The 22,970-nt window shown below is 31.9% G+C and carries 20 protein-coding genes and 1 pseudogene; all 21 read right to left on the reverse strand.

The window, feature by feature from the left end:
* Positions 1 to 7: 7 nt before the first annotated feature.
* Positions 8 to 1,126: an NAD-dependent epimerase/dehydratase family protein gene (locus QF044_RS13310; RefSeq protein WP_307268081.1), complete on the reverse strand. Its 1,119-nt coding sequence runs from the start codon at positions 1,124 to 1,126 to the stop codon at positions 8 to 10.
* Positions 1,123 to 1,536, reverse strand: coding sequence for a WxcM-like domain-containing protein (locus QF044_RS13315; protein ID WP_307268084.1), 414 nt, complete (start codon positions 1,534 to 1,536; stop codon positions 1,123 to 1,125). The genes QF044_RS13310 and QF044_RS13315 overlap by 4 nt, the downstream gene beginning before the upstream one ends.
* 39 nt (positions 1,537 to 1,575) lie before the next feature.
* Complete coding sequence (locus QF044_RS13320; RefSeq protein WP_307268087.1) at positions 1,576 to 2,610, reverse strand: polysaccharide biosynthesis protein; 1,035 nt, start codon at positions 2,608 to 2,610, stop codon at positions 1,576 to 1,578.
* Positions 2,611 to 2,612: 2 nt separating this feature from the next.
* Entirely contained in the window at positions 2,613 to 3,377 is a 765-nt protein-coding gene (locus tag QF044_RS13325) for an AglZ/HisF2 family acetamidino modification protein (RefSeq protein ID WP_307268089.1), read from the reverse strand.
* Positions 3,378 to 3,381: 4 nt separating this feature from the next.
* Positions 3,382 to 3,996, reverse strand: a complete 615-nt coding sequence (gene hisH / locus QF044_RS13330; protein WP_307268092.1) for an imidazole glycerol phosphate synthase subunit HisH — start codon at positions 3,994 to 3,996, stop codon at positions 3,382 to 3,384.
* Positions 3,993 to 5,138: an N-acetyl sugar amidotransferase gene (locus QF044_RS13335; RefSeq protein ID WP_307268095.1), complete on the reverse strand. Its 1,146-nt coding sequence runs from the start codon at positions 5,136 to 5,138 to the stop codon at positions 3,993 to 3,995. The genes hisH and QF044_RS13335 overlap by 4 nt, the downstream gene beginning before the upstream one ends.
* Positions 5,139 to 5,161: 23 nt before the next feature.
* The gene (locus QF044_RS13340) at positions 5,162 to 6,157 is read right to left on the reverse strand and encodes a glycosyltransferase family 2 protein (protein WP_307268098.1); all 996 of its coding nucleotides are present in this window, start codon (positions 6,155 to 6,157) and stop codon (positions 5,162 to 5,164) included.
* A 57-nt stretch (positions 6,158 to 6,214) separates the two neighbouring features.
* Positions 6,215 to 7,354 (reverse strand): right-handed parallel beta-helix repeat-containing protein, encoded by a 1,140-nt coding sequence (locus tag QF044_RS13345; RefSeq protein ID WP_307268100.1) that lies wholly within the window; start codon positions 7,352 to 7,354, stop codon positions 6,215 to 6,217.
* A gap of 9 nt (positions 7,355 to 7,363) precedes the next feature.
* On the reverse strand, positions 7,364 to 8,470 hold the full coding sequence (locus tag QF044_RS13350; protein ID WP_307268102.1) for a glycosyltransferase family 4 protein: 1,107 nt from the start codon (positions 8,468 to 8,470) through the stop codon (positions 7,364 to 7,366).
* Positions 8,467 to 9,621 (reverse strand): glycosyltransferase family 4 protein, encoded by a 1,155-nt coding sequence (locus QF044_RS13355; protein ID WP_307268105.1) that lies wholly within the window; start codon positions 9,619 to 9,621, stop codon positions 8,467 to 8,469. Before QF044_RS13355 ends, QF044_RS13350 begins: the two co-directional genes overlap by 4 nt.
* The gene (locus QF044_RS13360; RefSeq protein WP_307268108.1) at positions 9,618 to 10,673 is read right to left on the reverse strand and encodes an EpsG family protein; all 1,056 of its coding nucleotides are present in this window, start codon (positions 10,671 to 10,673) and stop codon (positions 9,618 to 9,620) included. The genes QF044_RS13355 and QF044_RS13360 overlap by 4 nt, the downstream gene beginning before the upstream one ends.
* Positions 10,670 to 10,924, reverse strand: coding sequence for a polysaccharide biosynthesis C-terminal domain-containing protein (locus QF044_RS21600; RefSeq protein WP_373462686.1), 255 nt, complete (start codon positions 10,922 to 10,924; stop codon positions 10,670 to 10,672). Before QF044_RS21600 ends, QF044_RS13360 begins: the two co-directional genes overlap by 4 nt.
* A 15-nt stretch (positions 10,925 to 10,939) precedes the next feature.
* Positions 10,940 to 11,854: pseudogene (locus QF044_RS13365) on the reverse strand (oligosaccharide flippase family protein); the annotation flags it as partial.
* 104 nt (positions 11,855 to 11,958) lie between these two features.
* Positions 11,959 to 13,248 (reverse strand): nucleotide sugar dehydrogenase, encoded by a 1,290-nt coding sequence (locus tag QF044_RS13370; RefSeq protein WP_307268110.1) that lies wholly within the window; start codon positions 13,246 to 13,248, stop codon positions 11,959 to 11,961.
* Positions 13,245 to 15,089: an acyltransferase family protein gene (locus QF044_RS13375; protein WP_307268114.1), complete on the reverse strand. Its 1,845-nt coding sequence runs from the start codon at positions 15,087 to 15,089 to the stop codon at positions 13,245 to 13,247. Before QF044_RS13375 ends, QF044_RS13370 begins: the two co-directional genes overlap by 4 nt.
* Positions 15,090 to 15,095: 6 nt before the next feature.
* Positions 15,096 to 16,064 carry an SDR family oxidoreductase gene (locus QF044_RS13380; RefSeq protein ID WP_307268116.1) on the reverse strand — a complete coding sequence of 323 codons (969 nt, stop codon included), beginning with the start codon at positions 16,062 to 16,064 and terminating at the stop codon, positions 15,096 to 15,098.
* Positions 16,061 to 18,445 (reverse strand): tyrosine-protein kinase, encoded by a 2,385-nt coding sequence (locus tag QF044_RS13385; RefSeq protein ID WP_307268119.1) that lies wholly within the window; start codon positions 18,443 to 18,445, stop codon positions 16,061 to 16,063. The genes QF044_RS13380 and QF044_RS13385 overlap by 4 nt, the downstream gene beginning before the upstream one ends.
* A gap of 7 nt (positions 18,446 to 18,452) precedes the next feature.
* Positions 18,453 to 19,271 (reverse strand): polysaccharide biosynthesis/export family protein, encoded by an 819-nt coding sequence (locus QF044_RS13390; RefSeq protein ID WP_307268122.1) that lies wholly within the window; start codon positions 19,269 to 19,271, stop codon positions 18,453 to 18,455.
* Between the two features lie 36 nt (positions 19,272 to 19,307).
* On the reverse strand, positions 19,308 to 21,236 hold the full coding sequence (locus tag QF044_RS13395; protein ID WP_307268124.1) for a nucleoside-diphosphate sugar epimerase/dehydratase: 1,929 nt from the start codon (positions 21,234 to 21,236) through the stop codon (positions 19,308 to 19,310).
* Positions 21,237 to 21,351: 115 nt separating this feature from the next.
* Complete coding sequence (locus QF044_RS13400) at positions 21,352 to 22,443, reverse strand: DegT/DnrJ/EryC1/StrS aminotransferase family protein (RefSeq protein WP_307272023.1); 1,092 nt, start codon at positions 22,441 to 22,443, stop codon at positions 21,352 to 21,354.
* A gap of 43 nt (positions 22,444 to 22,486) precedes the next feature.
* Positions 22,487 to 22,951 carry a regulatory protein RecX gene (locus QF044_RS13405; RefSeq protein ID WP_307268125.1) on the reverse strand — a complete coding sequence of 155 codons (465 nt, stop codon included), beginning with the start codon at positions 22,949 to 22,951 and terminating at the stop codon, positions 22,487 to 22,489.
* Positions 22,952 to 22,970: the final 19 nt, after the last annotated feature.

The raw sequence follows: 22,970 nt of genomic DNA on the forward strand, positions 1-22,970 counted from the left end.
TAAAATACTATACCTCTAAAAAGTATGTATCAGAATCTTCCGGATTGAAAGGTTCATCAATCCAGAAAATGGTATACAGCTCCTCTTCTCCAATATTTTTGATATTATGAGTATACCAAATCGGCATATCTACATAAGCGGGCTCTGTTCCATCTAAATAAAAATCCAAAACTTCATTAGTATTAATTTTTCTTAACTGAATTAATGCTTTTCCTTTTATTACTGCAAAACGTTCTATTTTTCGGGTATGGTAGTGATTACCTCTGGTAATACCAGGCACAGTAGTTGAAAATGAACACTGCCCACCAATTCCTAAACGGATTACTTCCACAAAAGCTCCTCTTGGATCAGTATTTTGTACAAATTTTACTGGATAACGCTCTTTATGGTTAATATAAGAACGATAGGTATTAAATAAATTATGTTCAAATTGATCTTTTAAAACAGGTATTTCTCCTCCGTCAAAATATTTAATTTTAAAATCGTTCAGTAAAGCTAAAACTTCTGAAACCTTTTTCGTAAAGGTTGCTTCAACTACTAGTTCCTCCTGACTTTGTTCTGAACGGATCTCTGCAATTATTTTCATAACCAATTCCTGAACATAAATCAATTTCACCTCTCCATCATTATCAATTTTCGGAGTATCTCCATTGGTTAACTGATAGCAAAACGTTGCAATAAATGAATTATAAAATGGTTTCCCAAATGCACCAAAAACATTAGGAATGATTAATCCTGTTACTTTGCCTGCATTTTCATTCGCCCAATTCACAATGGCCTTGCGACCCTCAAGTTTGGATCTTCCATAAAGGTTATCACGTACTTCCTGAGTAGATGATGAAATCAAAACATGTGCTTTAGACTTCGCTCTTTTTAAAGAACTCAATAATTTCTCAACTAAATCAAGATTAGTTTTATAAATAACCTCTTGATTTTCATGACGATTCATTGCAGCCAAATGCACAATAACATCACATTTTGAGACAAAAGCATCTAATTGGATTTCGTCTTCAAAGTATTCTTTTTGGAAATCAATACGTTCAAATTCTTCAGAAAATAAGCCTAAAGTATTGTATAAATGTTGGCCAACAAAACCATTTTGGCCAGTGATTCCTATTTTTTTCATAGTTTAATATTAAAGTGATTTAGGGGGAAACGATATTCATCCTTTATTTCTCCTAATCCATAATCAGCAAGCACTAACAACTTACTGTCTTTTTCTGCTGCTTTGATAGCTGTTATACAACCGGCCTTTATATAAAGAAAATCTAATGTATCTTCCTTAAGGTCATAATATTCGGCTATTAAATCTAAAGATGGATGATCAAAATCATCAACCTGAATAACAGCAATTCTGAAACTTCCTTTGATACAGGAGAACCAGCGCTGTTCTATAGCATGCCCTTGCCATCCTCTTACAAAATCAATCTGTGAGTTCTCTATCATATAGATTCTCTTAACTGCAGAGGCATCAAAATCATTATTGAACCGGATAATTCCTCTTTCGTCTTCAAATTTATTTCCTTTATTAAGCATAATCTCTTTTTATAATTTTTACACTAAAGAGATTAAATCTTAATAAGGATATTGCATCACATCCTCTCCAAAAACTTCTTTACGTATTAAGGGTAAAGAAGAAACGAGCTTCTTGAGCCCTTCCACATCCTGTTGTTCAGTATTATGTGAATGATAATCTTCTACTCTTGAGATATCTTTTTCACCTTCTGAAAAATATTTAGCATAATTAAGATCACGGTTATCTGCTGGAATTCTATAGAATTCTCCCATATTCTCCGCTTTTATCATCTCTTCGCGTGTACACAGCGTTTCATACAATTTTTCACCATGTCTTGTTCCGATGATCTTAATCGGAACCTCCTTTCCTGTTAATTCAATTAACGCTTTTGCAAGATCGCCAATACTCCCTGCTGGTGCTTTATTCACAAATAAGTCTCCAGAATTTCCATTTTCAAAAGCAAATAATACCAAATCTACGGCATCTTCTAGAGACATAAAAAAACGAGACATATTTGGATCTGTGATCGTAATAGGTTCTCCTTTCTGAATTTGATTCAAAAATAATGGAATAACAGAGCCTCTTGATGCCATTACATTACCATATCGTGTAAGGCATACGACAGTATCTGTAAGGTTCCTTGCTTCAGCAACCGCTACTTTTTCCATCATTGCTTTGGAAATCCCCATAGCATTGATAGGATAAGCAGCTTTGTCTGTCGAAAGACAAATTACTTTTTTCACTCCGTTTGCCGCTGCAGCGCGAATGACATTCTGAGTTCCCTCTACATTGGTTTTTACAGCCTGCATGGGAAAAAATTCACAGGAAGGAACCTGCTTTAATGCCGCTGCATGAAAAATATAATCTACACCACGCATTGCTGGTTCTACAGAATTGTAATCACGAACATCACCAATATAGTATTTTATTTTTTCATTTTTATAAAGGTTTCGCATATCATCTTGTTTCTTTTCGTCACGGGAAAATATACGGATCTCTTTAAAATGATCAGTTGCTAAAAAACGGTTAAGCACAGCTGTTCCAAAAGAGCCAGTGCCACCAGTAATCAAAAGTGTTTTATTTTCAATTTGCATAATTATTTGCTTAATAAATTTTCTTTTTCTTCTTTAATAGGATAGTTAATCAGAACTGCCTTGTATTTTCCTTTAAAAACGAATAAGCTTCCTGCCGCAACTCCTATTATTTTGTGTTTATCAATAACTTTTTTAATATCATCCAGACTTCCTGCGCCTCCTAATACAGTCATTGGAAGTGATGTTTTTTCCCTGGCTTTTTCAATTAGTGACATATCATAGCCTTTCATCACCCCATCTTGATCTATAGAGTTAATTACAATTTCTCCGGCTCCTAATCTTTGTGCCTTTTCAATAAAATCGAAAGGATTAATTCCGGTTCCTTTTTTACCGTTATGAGTATAAACCTCATAACCTCCAAACAGTTTTTTCTTGACATCCAAAACTACAATCACACTCTGAGCTCCAACTCTATCAGCAATTTGGGTAATAAGATCTGGGTGCTCCAATACCGCTGAAGACAGAGCAATTTTTTCAATTCCCAAACCAAAAATCCGTTGAGCCTGTTCTACTGTTTTAACTCCTCCTCCATAACACAACGGCATTCTAGACTGATTAGCAATTCTCTCGATAAGACTATAGTTTGGCTCTAAGCCTTTAGTAGTTGCATCAATATCAAAAATAGCTAATTCATCTACTTCTTTTTCATTAAAAATTTTAACGGCATTGATAGGATCTCCAACATATTTCGGATTTTTAAAATTAACAGTTTTTACCAGTCCATTATCTTGTATCAGTAAACTTGGTATAATTCTCGGTCTAAGCATCTTATTAGAGTTTAGCAAAATTGTGAAGTAATATTTCTCCGTAAGAATGGCTTTTCTCCGGATGGAACTGTATACCATATTTGTTTTCATGATGAGCAGCTGACGCAAATTCACCGCCATAATCAGTTATAGCCATAATATCTTCCCGGTTGTTGCATTCAAAATAATAGGTATGGAGAAAATAAAAGATAGCATCCTTTTCTAAACCTCTGAAAAGATCAAGGTCTTTAACCGGTTTCACATCATTCCACCCCATATGAGGAAGACGCGTAACCTGTTTGATTTTGCTTTCATCAAATTTCTTAACAGTGGCATCAATCCATTTTAACCCCTCCATATTTCCTTCATCACTATTATTAGCCATCATCTGCATACCTACACAAATTCCTATTACCGGAACTTTCTTACCTAAGACTAATTCATCAAGCGTTTCTCTCATACCGGAATTATTAAGCTGAGACATGGCATGATCAAAATGCCCCACCCCCGGAAGGATTAGCTTTTGTGCATCTAACAAATCTTCTTTTGTTTTTGCAATTTTTACGGGAATATCTACCCTTTTATATACATTGACAAAGGCGTTGATATTACCAACACCATAATCTATAAGTGTTATCATCTGAATAATCTTTTTTCTAATCCAAGCTTTTGCATAGCCTGTGCTCCAAGCTTGATGATGCCCATTTTATTTTTATAATTCTTATAGGTCTTATTTTCACCTTCAAAAATCTGTTGTAGTTCCTCTTTCGTTAAATCCAACTTATTAGCTACATATTCAAATTCTTTTTGTAAGAACTCTTCAGAAAGTTCAGGTCTTGAAACTCTATCTAATGCTTCTTCTCTTGTCATTTGTCCAGTTAGAATTAAAGAAGAGAAATGAGCCTTTCTTTTTTGGTATCCAAATTTTCTAGGCAACCAATAATCTTCATAAAATCTTGTAAACCTCGACTCGTGATGTTTATGTTGAAAAGGTTCCCAGCCGAATTTAGTTTCCAAAAGGTTTTCTGCGTCTTTTTTGATGTATGGAATTAAATTAAGTGGTTTAAAAACTTCCATACCATAGACGTATTTATAATAAATCTTATAAGAAAGAATATCAACTAGTGGAAATGTTTTTAAAGGTCTCTTACCAAATTTAGAGTGAATATCTTTTACTAATGTTGTATCAATACCTGGAAAACCTCCCCATTCCTCTGGTTCACGACAACATTCTGTGGAAAAGTTTCCACCTGTCAGCACATAATTGATCTTATGTTTTTTTGCAAATTTGTAAAGTCCTGAGAAAAATGCATAATCCTGGGGAAGATCCTGATCTGATATTTGAGATTTCAGGAATGCTACCTGAAGATCTTTCATTTCCTCCCAATTAATTACTTCTGTATATAAATCGAGATTAAGACCATTAATCAGCTTCTCAATATTTCCTACCGCTTTATCTGTATTCCAACCGGCATCTACATGGAATATCAATGGACGAATGCCCATAATTTCCTTAGCAATATATGCTGCATACGAGCTATCCAAACCACCACTAAGACCAATAATACAATCGAAATCTTTATTTTTACTGGTTTTTTTAATCTTGTCTGCAATTTTCATTAGCTCGTCATAGCCCTGCTGATCTGTATGCCAATTAGGTTCAATATTTTGTTTGAAATTTGTATAATAATCACTTTCTCCTTTTTCATTGAAAATGATATTAGGATCGGTAGTATCCATTATTGTCTTAGTACAAATTTGATATAGTCTGTTATTCACCATTTTCAATATTCTATTTGAGTTTTTTAATATTCAACTTTTTCAATTTGTTTATTAGAATTGAATCCTTCTATGATCCATGCCATTGTGACATATCTATATATTATATCGGTATAAAAAATTTTGTTCCCATCTGTTGCAAAAACAAATTTCTCCGCCGGTATACGAAAAAAAGCAGAGCACAATATTTTTATCATTAATTTAGATAAAGTTTTTTTCAAGCTTTCTTTTTTTGTGTCCACAGGCATTAATAAATCATATAAAGAATTTTGAATTAATTCGGGTTCTTTTTCTTTTAGTGTTTTTAGGCTATATCTTCCTAACTCTTTGTACTTAATTCTCCAATAATGAGGAAGAATATTACTGTCATAATGAATTAACTTAGCCTCTGGACAAAATACTATTTTAAATCCTGCTTTTCTCAGCCTATATCCGAAAAGCTCATCTTCGGATCCATACTTTTTTAATCCTTCTTCAAAAAGGCCAATTTTAAAAGCGTCTTTCTTTTTACAGGAAGAGCCTCCTCCTGCAAAAAAATTACTTGGTAAATCTGATACATCAATTCCCTGCATATACTTTTCGGAACGATATCCTATTGCTCTGCTTTGAATAAAACGTCCGAAATTTGTTTTATCTAGATCTTTAGGTTGATAAGTTACATTACTAACAATCGCTATATTTTCGTTTTGTTTTACTTTATAAAGCCTTAAATGCGCTTCTAGAAGTGTATTTGAAATTAATAAGTCATTGTCCAAAAACATTACTATATCCCCCTTTGCAACTCTAGTTCCAACATTTCTGGCTGTTGCTTGACCCAGATTTTTATCATTACGAATATATCTTACATTTTTAGATTTTGAGGTATAGTTTTTGCAAAATTCCTGGGTATTATCAGTGGAACAATCATCCACAATAATCACCTCATAATTTTCAGTCCCAATACTTTGGTTTTCAAGATGCTGAAGGCATTTAAAAAGTGTATCAACTCTATTATATGTTGGAATGATAACTGATATGAACATAAATATATATAATTTTTAATCTCAATTTAGTGTTTTTATTCTCTCTCTTTAAAGGAGTTATTTTATTATCTGTTCTTCCCCAGCTTTAATTTTTTTCACAAAAATATCCAAATTATTGGTATTTATCTTTTTGTTATTAATTTTTAGATTTTTAAAATTTATCTGAATATTAGATTTTGAACTGTACCCATTTCTCATCGCATATTTATTATTAAACAACTTAATATTATTAATGTTAATTGTTCCTTTTAAAGGTTCTAAAAATTTATTATATCCTCTGTCCACATAAAATTCAATCCCTTTACTTGAAAAATAATCTACAAAGTTATTAACATCTATTTTTATACGATCCAATCGACTTCCTTGTAAATTATCTAATGCAAAAATAAGCCCGCTTTCCGCATTATTATAAGTAACAATATTTTCTAAAAGAATATTATTAATATAATCAGCCGGCTTATTAGGTTCAATATCAATCCCAGACTGCGGAATTGCACCATAAGTATTAGCAATTAAGCTGTTTTTTATTTTCACATTCTCTCCTGCCACAATAGATATTCCATTTCTCCTGTTATCATCAATCACTGCATAATTTATTTCAATTTTCTCGGAAGGTTTATCTAAATTTCCTATATAAATACCATCGCCCCACATTTTTTTAATAGTAGGATTGTATATTTTTACATTTTTACTATTCCGGATAAAGAATCCCATTCCCCATTCCCCTTTATTTCCCTTATGCTGATCTCTGTCTCCGACTAAGTTTGCAAAATACACCTCGACATTTTCTACTCCTTCAATATAAAGCAAACCGTACAATTCTTCACTATTGGGCTCCAGCAATAACTTCGAATTTTCCTGAAACAAAACTGAAGAATTAGACTGTAATCTTAATCCTTCGAAATCAATCAGTACCGGAAAGTCAGGAAGAATAACTTTCTTATTATCGTTAATCCCAACCTGTAAATATTTTGTATAATTTACATCCCCTTTTTTAGAAAAATTCTTAGGCAGATAATCCGTAAGATTTCTGGCTTTTGAAAATAATTCCAATTTGGTCTTTTTTATTTCTGCTTTTCTGTCAAATGCTGAAATAAGTGAATTATCAATTTTCCTATATTGAAACTGAGGTGAAACATCGGATGAAGATAAAATGAAAAGGAAGAAAATAATTCTATAAATTTTGTTGCTTTGCATATTATTCTTTTAGAGTTTATTTAAATATCGGTGTACATCCATTGCATGTGAATACTTTCTTGTTTCTAGCAAACTGCTAACCGTTTTGGTTGCTTGACGAGCTAATAATCCAAATTTATTATAATTTTCAAAGGTAAGAGTTAAGGATGAAACAATATCTTTGATAGATTTAGGTTCAATTTTCATACAGTTTACCCCATCTTTCATCAGTGAAGGTATCCCTCCCACAAACGTAGTAATAATGGGCGTTCCATATATCATAGCCTCATATAACGTTCTCGGAAAACCTTCATGATAAGAGGGCAAAATATATATATCTGAATTTAAAAAGTATTGGCGGATTTCAGATGAATCAAAAATCGCCCCTTTAAAAGATACAACATCATTTATATCTAATTGATTCGCCAATTCTATTAATTTTTCAAAATACTCTCCATCACCAATCAAGCTCAATCGGAATTTATAATTCATTTTCTTTAGCTCTGATGTCCCATGAAGCAATTCTATAATCCCTTTATCATTAGTCATACGACCCAAATAAAGAATTTCATAAGAATCTTTATTCTCATATGTCCTATTTTCAACAATATCATTTTCAGTAAGGGTAATCATTGGTCTCATGGTATAAGCAATTTTCTTTCCAACAATCTTATTAATATTATCTGTAAAAAAATCTGCCACACAAAATCCAACAGCAGCTTGTTTATATATCAATGACGGAATCTTTCCTTGCATATCATCCATTCCTCTGACATAAAGCCCATATTTTTTCTGTAATATACTACAAATAAATGCTGTATATTTAAAAGCTGTAGGATAAAAAATGTAAACAAAATCAGATTTCAATATTTCAGGTATAACTCTCAAATACAGCAATATATAATTCAGAACTTTGTTAGATTTTCTATATAACCCTCTAACGTTCAGACTATTTTCATTAAGTTTATAGACATGAATATTGTTCGGTTCATCAATGATTTGTCCATATATTGTAACTTTTGAGCCTAACCTTTGTAATTCTGCTGCAAATTCCCCAGTGTTTTTTTCAACAGCAAAATCATTTTTTACTTTCGTAATTTCTGCATTTGGGATAATTAATATTTTGTGTGCTTTCATTTCTTGATTGAATTTAAAAATTCCAGCATCCCTTTGACATATGTATTGGCATTAAATTTAAACTTAGCCGTGTTCATAGCATTTTGCCCTACAATCATTGCTTTTTCAGGATGGTTTTCAATAAAAATAATTTTATCTGCCATACAGTCCAGATCTCCCACATTACATAAAAAGACATCATATTTATCCGTAACATAATCTGATATTTCACCGGCTTTGGTAGCTACTATTGGAACCCCGGAAAGCATATATTCTCCTAATTTCGTGGGAAAACCACCTGAAACATATTTTGTAGGTGTGGTAATTAAACATTGAGCACCAGCCAAAATTACCGGAACTTCCTCAATTGGTTTTCTACCCAAGAAAAGAACACTATCTTCCAGGGCATTCTCCTGAACATATATTTTAATAGCATTGCATTCAGGGAAATTTTCGCACAGTGTACTATAATCACCTATTAAGTAGAGCTTAAAGGATTTTTTTTGTGATTTGTTCAGGTATTTATGAAAAGTAATTATGCTGTCAAACAATCCATCCCGATTGTGTACACCAAAAGTCAAGCTAATATATTTCTCCCTATCTTCTCCTCCAGAGACTCCATCAAATCTATTGGGATCAATCGTCATAGGCAAGAGAAAAACATTCTTTGATATTTTGGAATAAAAATCTTTCAGCGTATTTGAAATTACTATAAAACCATCAAACAAAGATAAATTTAAGCGTTCTATGAATTGTCTCATTTTAGACATCTGGAAATATCCATAAGGATATTCTGTCTTATCAATAACAAAGGGTATGGAAGTTAATACAGTAAATAGTTTTACAAAAAAATTAGTCAGAAAGCTATCATGATAAGATAAAACTGCATCAACTTTATCAGTAAAAATAAATTTTCGGATATTATTCAAGCCAGAGAATCTAAAATACAATTTATTAAAAAAGTTTCCATTATAATACTTTTTGTCTGAAAGAAAAGTATATTTTACCCCTTCAAAAACTCCATGGTCAGGACATTCTGTTAGAGCCGGATAAACCATTAAGACATGTATATTTATTCCCTTTTTTGCCATTGCTTTACAGTAGCTATGGATTCTTAAAGATGAAACATCCTGTATTGGAAAATAATATGATGCAATCAATATAATTTTCATGGAGAGCTATAAATAAGGTTAGATTCAAACAATGGATAATAGGTCCATTTCAACGTACTGGATGAAAACTGGTATAAAATAATAGAGTACATGCCTATTAAAATCAATCCTAAAATAACACGTAAATTGATTTTTTTATAGCAATAAAACAAATAGAGTATAAAAAATAACTCTATGGGAAATAACACTCTAAAAAATCTACCAAAATCAGGAATGAAGAAATATAAGGGAACATATATAAGTGTTATTATATTTACTTTTTGAAATAAGGTGATAATCCGTTGTTTTTCCAAGGAAAGAACAAGTTGTTTTTCTTTGGTATAATAAATAAATAATAACAATACAAACACAATCACCGCATGACTTGCAGCAGGGCCTATCGGACTATCCCCAGTTGCGTAATAAAGTATTTTTCCAGCAATTAGCTTGCTCCCAATAAACGAAATAAATACTGTCATAGAGGTCGCGAGCAATATAATTATTCCTAAAATAATAAGAGAAAGTTTTTTAATACTCATCTTAGTTCTTAAAACGAGTAAGAATGTAAAATAAAATACTCCAGTATTATGAAATGTAAAGGCCAGAAATAATAAAATCACCGACTTCAATATCAAATATTTAGAGTTTTTAAAAACAAGTGTTAAGAAGAGAAAGAACAATGCATTGGTCATATAATTACGCATAAAAACGTAATCCATAATGAAAATAATAAAATATAAAATGGCAAATACCGCAGGATATGGTGATATGGTCGTAAAATATAGTATTATTCCTAAAATAAGAAAAGAATAAACAATCATAAAACCTTGAAAATCGAGACCAAAACTATAAATAAAACTATTAAATATTGAATACCCTTTTTCAACATTAATAGCATCTAAACCAAATTTTCCAATTGTATTATAAAAATATTCATATTGCTCATAATCTCCATTCCAGCTATTCCAGCCCCATAGTTGCCAAATGAACAAAAAAACACATCCCGCTATAATCTTGGATTTAGGGAAAATAATACACAATAGTAAAAGAAAAACAAAAATTGCAAAAATCATAATCCTTTAATTTCTTTTCTATAATAATATAAAATTACCAATGCATACATTAAGCCTGATAAAATACGTGCAAATGCAGCTCCTCCGCCTCCATATAAATAAATAAATATAACATTTCCTATTAGTAGAGTAAAACCAACAAGAAATGATGCATTCCTAAGTTGTTTCCCTTTTCCTTTTGCCAACAAAAATCTATTAAAGAAATCCCCAATTCCATAAAGAACAAATCCAATAGATAAATATTGCAACATTACCACAGATTCAAGATACTCTTTCCCAAAAAAAACAGAAACTATAAGATTAGAAGTAAATATAATAAATAACATAAGAAAAATGCTTAATCCAAATGTCATGAATATCAATTTTCGTGGTATAAATTGGCTTTGCGCAAAATTTTTAAATTGTGTTGTTGCAATAATATTGGGAATCATAGACAAAGGTGAAGCCAGCAGGGTAGCTAATGTGTAATATCCTACTTCTATATTGTTGACTCCAAAATGACTGATTAATATTCCAGATAAGCTTCCACTACCAGAAGCTATCAGAGCTCCAAAATAAATATCAAAACCAAATTGCTTATTTCCAACCAATATTTCAGAAAGCCTTCTTTTAAACTGCTTAAATGTAGGTTTAATTTTCACAAAAACGTATAGATAAGCAATTATAAAGGTAAGGTAGTTAAGTAAAACGATAGTTACGAGACTTACATTTTTGAAATAGAAGAAAATAATAACCAGTATTCCTGCTAGAAAAATTTTAGGAAGCAGGCGTGACCAAGACAAAAGGTTGATCTTATTATCACCAGGAAGATAATTTTCATTTAATGTTGTAAGCAAATAAATCCATGAAAGTGGTATAGAAATTAATAATACTTTAAAAAAACTGCTTTTATCCATATTTTCAGAAAAGAACGCATAGACTGTAACTGATACAGCCATTAGGATAAAAAGTATTATAACAAAGAAAAATCCCACAAGATAATACCCTCTTACTTTATTTTTATCATTACTAATTGCAACTAATCTTGAAATAGTATAAAATATCCCGAAATTAAAAATTATCTGGCAAAAACTATAGATGTTAAATAACAGTGCGTAATCTCCATAAAGCTCTTTTCCTAAGATACGGGTTAAAAGAGAATTTGTTGCAAACCCCAAAACAAGTCCTACTATTGTAGAAACTAGTAACCCAAAAGCTTGAGTAACATTTTCATTTTTATATCCCTCTCTCGAAGAAAGTTAGTTAATTTTACCATTATACAACTGGCTACATTACCCGTAAATTATTATAATCTTGTGACATTATCATGTTCAATAAAGCCTTTAATGTCATAGATTATTCCGCCATCAATCAGATATTTGTTAAAATCAAAATCTGCAAATTCTTTATGAGATACAGTTAATACAATAACACTAAATTTTTCATTTGGAATTTCATTATAAATAGGCAGTCCATACTCATGTGCTACCTCCAAAGGATTTGCCCAAGGATCATAGGTCATAACCTCTAAGGAATAATCTTTGAGACCTTTTATTACATCTACAGCCTTTGTATTTCGAACATCTGGACAATTTTCTTTAAAAGTAATTCCTAAATTTAAAACTTTACTTCCATTAATTTTAATATTTTTCTTGATCATTGTTTTTATAATCTGTGAAGCAACATATTCACCCATAGAATCATTTAATCGACGACCAGCTAAGATAATTTCAGGATGATAACCATGTTCCTGAGCCTTTTGTGCTAAATAGTACGGGTCAACTCCAATGCAATGACCACCAACTAGTCCTGGTTTAAACGGTAAAAAGTTCCACTTTGTAGATGCAGCTGCTAAAACGGCATGGGTATCAATACCTAGAATATTAAAAATTTTTGCCAGCTCGTTAACAAATGCAATATTAATATCTCTCTGAGAATTTTCAATAACCTTTGCAGCTTCCGCAACCTTAATGGTTGGCGCAAGGTGAGTACCAGCAGTGATAATAGACTGGTATAATTCATTCACAATTTTTCCGATTTCCGGTGTAGAACCTGAAGTCACTTTCAGTATGTTCTCCACTGTATGTTCCTTATCTCCAGGGTTAATTCTTTCGGGGGAATACCCTGCATGAAAATCTTTGTTGAACACTAATCCTGAAACTTTTTCTAGTACGGGAATACATTCTTCTTCTGTAACACCAGGATATACCGTCGATTCATAAATCACAATATCTCCTTCTGAAAGAACTGTCCCTACTGTTTCAGATGATTTATATAAAGGAGTTAAATCCGGGCGTTTATTCTTATCTACAGGCGTAGGAACAGTAACTATATAAATATTTGCACTTTGGATATCAGTAATATTGTTTGAACAAAACAATCCATTTTCAATTTCTTCAAAAGGATTTTCTTTTATTAGTACAGATTGTAAAATCTCATCTTCAACTTCTAGCGTTATATCTTTTCCTTGATTGAGTTCTTTAACTCTTTGTTGATTGATATCGAAACCAACCACCGGAAATTTGGTGGCAAATAATCGGGCTAAGGGTAATCCTACATATCCTAACCCTATAACCGCAATTTTAAAATCTTTCATTGTTTATGTTTTTGTAAAGCTTTATTAATACCATTCATAAATTCTTCATCAAATTCTTTAGATACCACTTCGGTTCCATATAAATTTAAATGTCCTTTATCATAGTACATTAATGTGTCTCTATTGAATGGTATATCTTTTAATTTACTTCTAAAATCAATATTGATCACGTGTACATTCTTGTATCGTTCCAAAACTTTTTTGATTCTAGCAGGCAAACGCTTATCTTCAATTTTATATTTATAATCTGAATCAGGATTTTTAATAAAATCTCTATTAATCCTTATTGGATTATTATTAGGAGTTGGATAGTCTGGCAAGATTATAACTTTTTGAGAGCTGTCTAGGCTTTCAAGAAATTGATTCACCGCGCTTGGTAATGTAGGCAAATCATCAAACCATACTGAACAAATAAAGATCACTTTAGCTTTCTTTATTTCTTCATTAGTGGCTTTCATTATCTTAGAATACTGTGTAAACGATTCTTTATTAAAAAAATCAGATTCACTAAAACCAGGAATATTAAGGTACCTGTCATTTGTCACTGTTCTGAAGTTAAAAGCATGTGATTTTCCCAGATTATTTAAAATATTCTTGTACACTAAAGCATGACTGTCTCCAATTAACAAAATTGAATCTCTTTTTCTAGTTAAATCCCCGAAACTTTCAACTTCTTTAAAATCATAGGAATGTGATTTAAGGCCAAAAACCGGTCGAGAATACTTATCTGGTATTTTATAAAAATGGGTGTTGATTCGTGGTAATAACACGGCGAATACCCCCAAAATAATTACAGGAATGCTGAAAAGAGTAAAAAACTTAACGTTATTGGTTTTCCTAAAATAGTTTTCTACTGTATAATAGGTGAGTAATGATAACAAATAAGTAGAGACTGTAATTAAAGCAATTTCTCCAAAATTAAATTCATTGCTGCTTTTATAATATCGATATAATGCCATTACAGGCCAATGCCATAAGTAGATAGAATATGACAATTCTCCGATATGAACCGCTATTTTATTACTGAAAATCTTCTTGTTAATAAAACTAACTTTATTGACAAGTAAAAATGCCGTCGAAATGCAAGGAAAAATAACTAGATACCCAGGATAATCAGATTTTTCGGAAAACAGAAAAGAACAAATAATGATTATAATTAAACTAACTGCTGATATACAATTGAGTGTTGTATTTCCAAGCTTCTTCAAATAATCTTGTTTAACTGCAAATAAAGCTCCTATACAAAACTCAGGAATTCTTGCAGGTAAAGAAAAGTACATCTGGCTTTTAAGATCAAACAAATAGGTTCCACACAATGAATAACCTAAAAGACCAATTATTAGAAACATCAATAGAACTGGCAGCCATTTTTTATTGACAAAGAAAAGTAACAGTGGTAACAAAAAATAAAACTGCATTTCAATAGCTAACGTCCAAGTATGAAGAAAAGGATTCTCTATACTTGATGCTCCAAAATAAGTATCTAAGGTAGAAAAATATAAATTTGAAGCAAAAATTGAAGACCAGAATGCATTCATTCTAAGTTGCAAGATATCACTTGGTAAATAGATAATAACTGCTGCAATGAGCACAGCTATTAAAACAATATAGTACACTGGAACTATACGTTTAAGCCTTCCAATATAAAAATTTATAAATGTAAAGTTTCCTTTTTCTTTTTTGCTTAAAATAATACCAGAAATTAAATAACCAGAAATGACAAAAAAAATGTCTACTCCTAGAAATCCTCCAGGTAAAGTGGAAGAAGAAATATGGAAAATAAATACTAAAAAAACCGCTAAAGCTCTTAATCCCTGGATATCTGCCCTAAAATCTTTCATATAAATTTATCTTAGGTTATCCCAGTACCATTTAACTGCCTCTTTTAGTCCTTCTTCAAGAGTATGGCTAGGTGAATAGTCTAATAATTTTTTTGCTTTCTCTATTGATGCTAATGAATGAGGAATATCACCTTGTCGCTGAGGTCCATATACTATTTCAATATTAGCTATTTTTTCATCATAATTGCTTAACAATTTTTTTAGACATAGTACCAAATCATTTAAAGTAGTTCGTTCTCCTACCGCAGTATTGTAAACAGTATTAATTCCCTCTTGATTTTCTGTTAACATTGCTAATTCATTCATCTGAATAACATTATCAATATAAGTAAAATCTCTGGAATAATCTCCTACCCCATTAATTTTTGGTGATTGCCCACTAATAAATTGTTTTACGAATAAAGGAATAACTGCTGCATAAACTCCATTGGGATCCTGACGTCGTCCAAAAACATTAAAGTAACGTAAACCAATACACTCCATTCCATAAGTTTTACTAAAGACATCTGCGTATAGCTCGTTGACATATTTTGTAATTGCATATGGAGATAATGGGCGACCAATTACGTCTTCCACTTTCGGCAAAGCTTGAGAATCCCCATATGTTGAAGAAGAAGCAGCATAAACAAATCTTTTAACATTTGCATCTTTTGCTGCCACTAACATATTCAAAAAGCCAGAAACATTAACTTCATTAGATGTTTGAGGATCTTTTATTGATCTGGGAACTGATCCTAATGCTGCTTCATGCAGTACATAATCCACTCCTTGTGCTGCCATTAGACAAGTTTTAAAATCACGAATATCTCCTTCAATAAGTCTATATTTCGGATTCGCTAAAAAAGGTTCAATGTTACGTCGATGCCCAGTAGCAAAATTATCTAAACAAATAACTTCATATCTTTTTTCCAAAAAGTATTCTGTAAGATTTGAGCCTATAAACCCCGCACCTCCTGTAATTAAAATCTTTTTCATTTAAACTTATCTTTTATTTTTTCAAACCAGGTTTTCTTTTCAAAAGTATAACCGTAGCCATATTTATTATTATAACCTAAGTTTTCATGACTAACATCATTCAACACAAATCCAACATTTTTAATTTTACTTTGGTCTATATTGGTATTAGCAAATTCAAGTAAAGATTTCTCAGTATAATTTGACCTTGTCACGTAAATAGTGACATCCGCCATATCTGCAATTAGGAAAGTATCCGTCACTAAAAGTAATGGAGCGGTATCTAAAATTACATAATCATATTTTAATTTAAGCTGGTCTACCAACACTTCGTATCTACCGTTCGATAGTAATTCTGTAGGATTAGGCGGAATCATTCCAGAGTAGATCACATCTAAGTTTGGATTAAAAGATGAAACATGAATAATATCCTCAAGCTGTATTTGGTCGGAGTATAAATATTCAGTAAGTCCTTCTAAACCTTTTCTTGAAGGATTATATCTCTGTAGTTGGGGGTTTCTAATATCTGAACCAATTATAATTGCTTTTTTCTTCGGGTTTGCTAGTGTTAACGCTAAATTTACAGAGGTGAAAGTTTTCCCTTCTCCTTTAACCGTTGAAGTAACAAATACAACCTTTCCTTTAGTTTTGCCCTTAGGAAGCATAAAATTCATATTAGTAATTAGGATTCTAAAAGCCTCAGCCATAGGAGTAATATCATTCATTTGAACAATATCCGAACCTCCTTTTTCCAAACTTGGTAATTCTGCGATTACTGGAGCATGTATTAAATGCTCAAGGTCATGTTTAGAAACCACCTTATTATTCAGTAACTCCAACAAATAAATAATTGCAAAAGGGATTAAAAGCCCTATAACTACGGCTGCAAATAGTATAATGTTTTTTTTAGGTGATACAGGAGAATTTGAAGCATAAGCAGCATCTATAACCCTGGCCTTTGGTGCCATAATAGATAATCCAATGGCTGTTTCTTCTCTTTTTTGAAGAAGAAGAAGATATAAATTTTCTTTAATTTGTTGCTGCCTTTCAATTCCTCTAAATAATCTTTCTATTGAAGGAAGCTTAGATATTTTATCTGAAACCTTATTTTGTTCACCCAGATATTCATTCCTAGCCAATTCCAAACCTTCTCTATTTCTTTGCAAACTCTGTGATATAGTCGTACGCATTGAGTTAATCTGTTTGGTTATATCGACCACAGTTGGATTTTCAATAGTAGCAGATTCTAACAACCTGTTTCTCTGCATTATCAACTGATTATAAATAGAAATTCCGTTTGTAGCTTCACTATTATTTAGTCCCACATTGACAGGAAGAACGTTAAACTGTCCCTGTTTTGAAACAAAACCGATTAAAGAATTCGTTAATTCTAATTGGGCATCAACCTCTAACTGTTTACTCCTTGCAGAAGCAGAGCTTTCTAAATTTATTTTCGCTTCCGTTTCAAGATCTGTAAGATTATTTTTTGTCTTGAAATTTTCTTTTTGGCTTTCCACTTCCCCGAGTTCGTTTGAAAGCCTTTTAATTCTATCTTCAATAAAATCTAAAGTTTTTTTAGATTCTAAATTTTTGTCTGCAATAGCATCATTATTATAAGCAACAACTAATGCATTTAGTATGTCAATAGCTTTTTCACGTTGAGGGTAAACCATTGATAATCCCAAAACAGTAGCATCTTTACTAACAGTACCAACTTTAGAAATATTTTGGAAATATGAAACTTTCTTTTCTACAGGTAATATCTTAATTTGTAATACATTAGTATTTATATCCTTTGTGATTAAAGGATTGAATTTATTATTTTTAACAATAATAATTGTTATATACGGTAAATTTATAGTTTTACCAAATCTTGAAACAATTTCTTTCCCTAATTCATCTGAACTAAGATATAGTTCATCACCATTTATTCTTAGGTTTACTGGCTTTTCTGGAAACTCAGACAATGGTTTTTCTAAAACGACTTTAACCAGAATAGGAGAAGATTCTTTGTATAGCTCAATATTTCCAACCTTCTCTTTTGCAAAGATATCAACTTGTAAGTCTTGAGATTTCACAACATCTCTCATGAGTTTCTTAGATTTAAAAAGCTCAATCTCATTGTCTATGCTATTGGTCTTCATTCCTCCAAATCCTGACAAATCTTGAAGGATTCCTATATCACTTCCAGCACCAGGAGAATTTTTAGAATCCTTTACAAGTACTGTTGTTTCAATATTATAAACAGGAGTTACAAATTTCAAAGCAAAATAAGTTGTAAGAATACATAAAAACACTGAAAGAATAAACCATTTCCAATTTCTTAAATAGGGTTTAATAATTTCATTGATATTATTTAAATTTTCTCCTTCCGAAGAATGCAGAGTTTTTTGGTTATCCATTAATTTTTTACTTCTTGATTAAACTTACAATAACTGCCGCTGCCGTAATAGCAATTGAAGCAGCTGTTAAATATAATCCTGTATTTGGGTTTTGCTTAGATGCTAAATCTTTCGTGTTAGTAGATGCTACAATGATAGCATCACCTTGCTTCAAATTATAATAAGGTGAATTAATTAAATTTGCATCCTGCAAATTTATTTTACCGTGAGAAATTTGTCCATTTTCAGTTCTTATCACCAATACATTATCTCTTTTACCATACGCTGTTAAATCCCCAGCCATACCAAGTGCATTTAAAATTGTCGCTTGTCCGTTAGAGACTACATAATCCCCTTGTCTAGCCACTTCTCCTAATACAGTAATTTTGAAATTTGCTAGTCTAATACTTACAGTTGGATTAATTACATAACGAGTCATTTCTGATCTAATCATATCTTTGAAATCCAGCAATGTTTTCCCAGTCGTATTAAGTTTTCCTATTATTGGAAAATCTATATTTCCTTCAGAATCCACGATATAGGTTGGGCCACTAATGGCTGTTAAACCTTGATTAGGTGTATTTCCTCCGGCAAGGGAATTGGTTTGAATAAGCTCAGAAGATGAATAATTTTGATTAAATGGCTTTACAACATCCATATCTTTTGCAGTAATCAGAATGACTAATTGATCACCAGTCTGTATTGTATTATTGGAATTTCTGGAAGAAGATTCAACAGCCACCTTCTCAATATTTTGCATATAGTTTAGGTCATTCTTAGCATTCTCTTTAACCTTACAAGAAACTAATAAGAATATAACAAATATTCCAAATATTTTACTCTTCATATTTTTAAATTGTACAAATATACATTTATAATTTATCTATTTATCCAGCAGTTCGTAGATTGAATTATTGCTCTTAAATTCCGGAACAATTGTTTTCAGAATCTTAACTACATCTACTTTATCTTTCATTACAGAAGCTTCTGTAATCAAGTTAATCAGACTTTCTATTTCCAGGAATTCCATAGTTGGGTCCTTAGAAATCATGATCTTTTCATTATGAGTAGTAAGTGTTTTTGCATTATCACTTAACAGCTCTTCATATAATTTCTCTCCCGGTCTCAGCCCCGTATAGATGATTTTTATATCAATATTGGGCTCAAAACCTGAAAGCTTAATCATTCTTCTCGCCAGATCCAGAATTTTCACTGGTTCTCCCATATCAAAGACAAATATTTCTCCCCCTTGTCCCATGGTTCCGGCCTGTAAAACAAGCTCACAGGCTTCTGGGATAGTCATAAAATACCTTACAATATCGGGATGGGTAATAGTAACCGGGCCCCCTGCTTCAATTTGTCTTTTGAAATGAGGAATAACAGAGCCATTTGATCCTAATACATTTCCAAATCTTGTCGTGATAAATTTTGTGGTGTTTCCTTCAACATGTTGTAAGGACTGTACGAATAACTCAGCCGCTCTTTTAGAAGCCCCCATTACATTAGTAGGGTTTACGGCTTTATCTGTAGAGATCATTACAAATCTGTTCACTTTATATCGGCTTGATAAAAGAGCAATATTTTTTGATCCTAAGACATTGACACGAATGGCTTCATTAGGATTTTCCTCAACTAAAGGCACATGCTTATAAGCTGCAGCATGATAAACCATTGAAAAATTATAAGCCTGAAATACAGGTTCAACTCTGTGAATATTAGAAACATCTGCCAAAACAAACTTAAACTTGATATGAGGGAATTTTTCATTCATTTCCAGTTCAATGTCATACAGCGGTGTTTCTGCCTGATCTAAAACGACAATCAGAGCAGGATTGAACTGTGCAACCTGTCTTACAATTTCGCTTCCGATAGATCCGGCGCCACCTGTTACAAGTATATTTTTATTGAAGTGCCTGCTCTTAACCTCTTCGCTTTCTATTTTTATTGGTTTTCTATTTAAAAGATCTTCGATCTGAAGGTTTCTTATTGATCCTCCTAAATCACTGTCTCTTAATTTCTGTACAGAAGGAGCCTTAAATACATTCAGGTCTTTTTCTAAAAATAGATTTACCCAGGAATTCATTTCATCTTTAGACATCATTTCTTTAACGATAATGACTCCATCAATGATAAGATCTTCTTTTGTAGCTTCTTCTATCTTACTTTTTTCATAAATAGGCTTTCCTAATAGGGAAGCTCTTTTTGAATCCGTTCTTTGAGTAAGAAAACCCACTACCTGATAAGGCAGGCTCGGATTATCCAAAATAGCACGCGCAATAGCAATAGACTGTTCATCGATCCCTAATACTAAAATCCTTTTTTTCAAGGTACTTCTTCTGTATTCTCTTACAATGTGGAAAAATTCTTTTACATAAAGCCTGAAGAGGAATAACCCCATAAATGAAATGATAAAGTATAAGATCAGAAAGGCTGTATGAATAAATTTCCCTCCGGAAACCCAGAAATAGACCAGATTGACTACTCCTACTACACTCATTGTACAGAAACATGAGATGAGTAGCTTAAAAAGATCAATAAACGTGGAATGTCTTATAATCCCTGCATAGGTCTTGAAAAAATACATGAACAGAGTATTGATCAGAATAATAAAAGCAAATACAATGCTTTTTTCTTCATGATAAATAAATTCTTTCTGAGTGATTTTCTCAATAGTATAAATTGAAAGGAATAGAGACATAACCAGAATGATTATATCTATTACAAGTATAATCCATCTGGGAAGATATCTTACATCTGAGAGATTGACAACATTATCACCTCCGAATATTTTTTTTCTAAGAGAGTTGTACATTGTCTGTATTTATGTGCATGTTCAATGGGCCAAAACCCGTTTTTAATTAATTAATCTTCAAATAAGGATACAAAAATAAAATAAAATTTCATCCCTACTTAAATTTCAAACAAATTTAGTGAATTTCATCTTCTAAAATTTCAGAAATTCGACCTCTAGATTCATCTGTTAAATTAGTTCCCGACGGCAGGCATAGTCCTGTGTCAAAAAGCATACCACATAAATTATTTCCAAAAAACTTATATTGTTCATATAATGGCTGAAGGTGCATAGGTTTCCATAGGTACCTGGTTTCTATATTATTCTGTAAGAATTTATCCTTAAGTTTTTCTTTTGAAAAATCATTTTTTAGAATAATTGTATTGAGCCAGTAATTAGAAAAAAAGTCACTATTGGGTGCAGAAAAAAGATCAATACTTTCATGATTTTTCAATGTTTCTTGATAAAAGTCATGATTTTTCCTTCGCAGCTGTATTTTTTCTTCTAAAGTTTCCAATTGTCCTCTTCCTATTCCGGCAGCAATGTTATCCATTCTGTAATTATATCCTATTTCAGAATGGCTGTAATACACTTCATTGTCTTTTGCCTGTGTAGCAAGGAAAAGTGCTCTGTTTTTAACTTCAATATTTCTCGAGATCAAAATTCCACCCCCTGATGTGGTAATAATTTTGTTCCCGTTAAAACTTATAATAGAAAGGTCTCCAAAGGTCCCGCAAAGTTGGTCTTTATATCTACTGCCTAATGCTTCTGCGCTATCTTCAATAAGGGGAATGTCATATTTTTTGGAGATTTGAAGTATTTCATCCACTTTAAAAGGCATTCCATATAAAGAAACGGCAATGATCGCTTTTGGTTTTTTCCCTTGCTGGACACAATATTTCACAGCTTCTTCCAATGCATCAGGACACATATTCCATGTTTCGCTTTCACTGTCTACAAATACGGGAATAGCTTTCTGATAAAGAATAGGGTTGGCTGTGGCAACAAAAGTAAAAGATTGACATAATACAAAATCATCTTTTTCAACATTCAGTAGCCTCAGGGCCATATGAATGGCTGCAGTTCCGGAAGATAGAGCCGTCACATAGGAATTGTTTCCGAAATAACGTTCAAGACTGTTTTCAAATTCGTCTATATTGGAACCGTATTGTGAAATCCAGTTGGCATCAAATGCGTTCCGTATATAATCAAGCTCATTCCCTCCCATATGGGGAGGAGAAAGCCAAATCTTATCTTTTTTCAATTCTTATTTATGTTTCGTCAAAAGTATTAATTATTTTCTCATATTCAAAACCTCTGCTCATTAAATATTTTATTGTCTTCGTTTTTTTTTGATATTCCTGCAATCCTTTCTGTTTGGAATAGTAGCTTTCAAAGATCTTTCGGATCATTTTATTATAATCATCTTCATCTATTTCATCAAAACATTTGTTGATAAGTTTTTCAGAAATCTGTTTTTGCTTCAGATGCATTTTGATCTTATTGCGGCCCCAGTGCTTGATATAGAATTTGCCTCTGATGTAGCTGCGTGTAAATCTTTCTTCATTAAGATAGTTTTCTTTAAGAAGATAAAGGATAATTTCATCTTTTGCCTCATCAATCAGCAGGAATTCCCGCATCTTTTGTTCAACCTCTGCATGACAACGATCCTGATACACACAATAGTTCACCAGTTTCAGTTTAATTTCATCAAAAGTAAAGGATTTTTTCTCCATAACAGATATGAAAAAGAAT

Origin of the sequence: Chryseobacterium sp. W4I1, assembly GCF_030816115.1 — a bacterium.
Taxonomy (GTDB): domain Bacteria; phylum Bacteroidota; class Bacteroidia; order Flavobacteriales; family Weeksellaceae; genus Chryseobacterium.

What these genes read in the sequence shown, in the direction of transcription:
- QF044_RS13310 (WP_307268081.1), bottom strand. Translation starts at nt 1,126, where the DNA reads ATGAAAAAAATAGGAATCACTGGCCAAAATGGTTTTGTTGGCCAACAT.
- QF044_RS13315 (WP_307268084.1), bottom strand. Translation starts at nt 1,536, where the DNA reads ATGCTTAATAAAGGAAATAAATTTGAAGACGAAAGAGGAATTATCCGG.
- QF044_RS13320 (WP_307268087.1), bottom strand. Translation starts at nt 2,610, where the DNA reads ATGCAAATTGAAAATAAAACACTTTTGATTACTGGTGGCACTGGCTCT.
- QF044_RS13325 (WP_307268089.1), bottom strand. Translation starts at nt 3,377, where the DNA reads ATGCTTAGACCGAGAATTATACCAAGTTTACTGATACAAGATAATGGA.
- hisH (WP_307268092.1), bottom strand. Translation starts at nt 3,996, where the DNA reads ATGATAACACTTATAGATTATGGTGTTGGTAATATCAACGCCTTTGTC.
- QF044_RS13335 (WP_307268095.1), bottom strand. Translation starts at nt 5,138, where the DNA reads ATGGTGAATAACAGACTATATCAAATTTGTACTAAGACAATAATGGAT.
- QF044_RS13340 (WP_307268098.1), bottom strand. Translation starts at nt 6,157, where the DNA reads ATGTTCATATCAGTTATCATTCCAACATATAATAGAGTTGATACACTT.
- QF044_RS13345 (WP_307268100.1), bottom strand. Translation starts at nt 7,354, where the DNA reads ATGCAAAGCAACAAAATTTATAGAATTATTTTCTTCCTTTTCATTTTA.
- QF044_RS13350 (WP_307268102.1), bottom strand. Translation starts at nt 8,470, where the DNA reads ATGAAAGCACACAAAATATTAATTATCCCAAATGCAGAAATTACGAAA.
- QF044_RS13355 (WP_307268105.1), bottom strand. Translation starts at nt 9,621, where the DNA reads ATGAAAATTATATTGATTGCATCATATTATTTTCCAATACAGGATGTT.
- QF044_RS13360 (WP_307268108.1), bottom strand. Translation starts at nt 10,673, where the DNA reads ATGATTTTTGCAATTTTTGTTTTTCTTTTACTATTGTGTATTATTTTC.
- QF044_RS21600 (WP_373462686.1), bottom strand. Translation starts at nt 10,924, where the DNA reads ATGTTGCAATATTTATCTATTGGATTTGTTCTTTATGGAATTGGGGAT.
- QF044_RS13370 (WP_307268110.1), bottom strand. Translation starts at nt 13,248, where the DNA reads ATGAAAGATTTTAAAATTGCGGTTATAGGGTTAGGATATGTAGGATTA.
- QF044_RS13375 (WP_307268114.1), bottom strand. Translation starts at nt 15,089, where the DNA reads ATGAAAGATTTTAGGGCAGATATCCAGGGATTAAGAGCTTTAGCGGTT.
- QF044_RS13380 (WP_307268116.1), bottom strand. Translation starts at nt 16,064, where the DNA reads ATGAAAAAGATTTTAATTACAGGAGGTGCGGGGTTTATAGGCTCAAAT.
- QF044_RS13385 (WP_307268119.1), bottom strand. Translation starts at nt 18,445, where the DNA reads ATGGATAACCAAAAAACTCTGCATTCTTCGGAAGGAGAAAATTTAAAT.
- QF044_RS13390 (WP_307268122.1), bottom strand. Translation starts at nt 19,271, where the DNA reads ATGAAGAGTAAAATATTTGGAATATTTGTTATATTCTTATTAGTTTCT.
- QF044_RS13395 (WP_307268124.1), bottom strand. Translation starts at nt 21,236, where the DNA reads ATGTACAACTCTCTTAGAAAAAAAATATTCGGAGGTGATAATGTTGTC.
- QF044_RS13400 (WP_307272023.1), bottom strand. Translation starts at nt 22,443, where the DNA reads ATGGGAGGGAATGAGCTTGATTATATACGGAACGCATTTGATGCCAAC.
- QF044_RS13405 (WP_307268125.1), bottom strand. Translation starts at nt 22,951, where the DNA reads ATGGAGAAAAAATCCTTTACTTTTGATGAAATTAAACTGAAACTGGTG.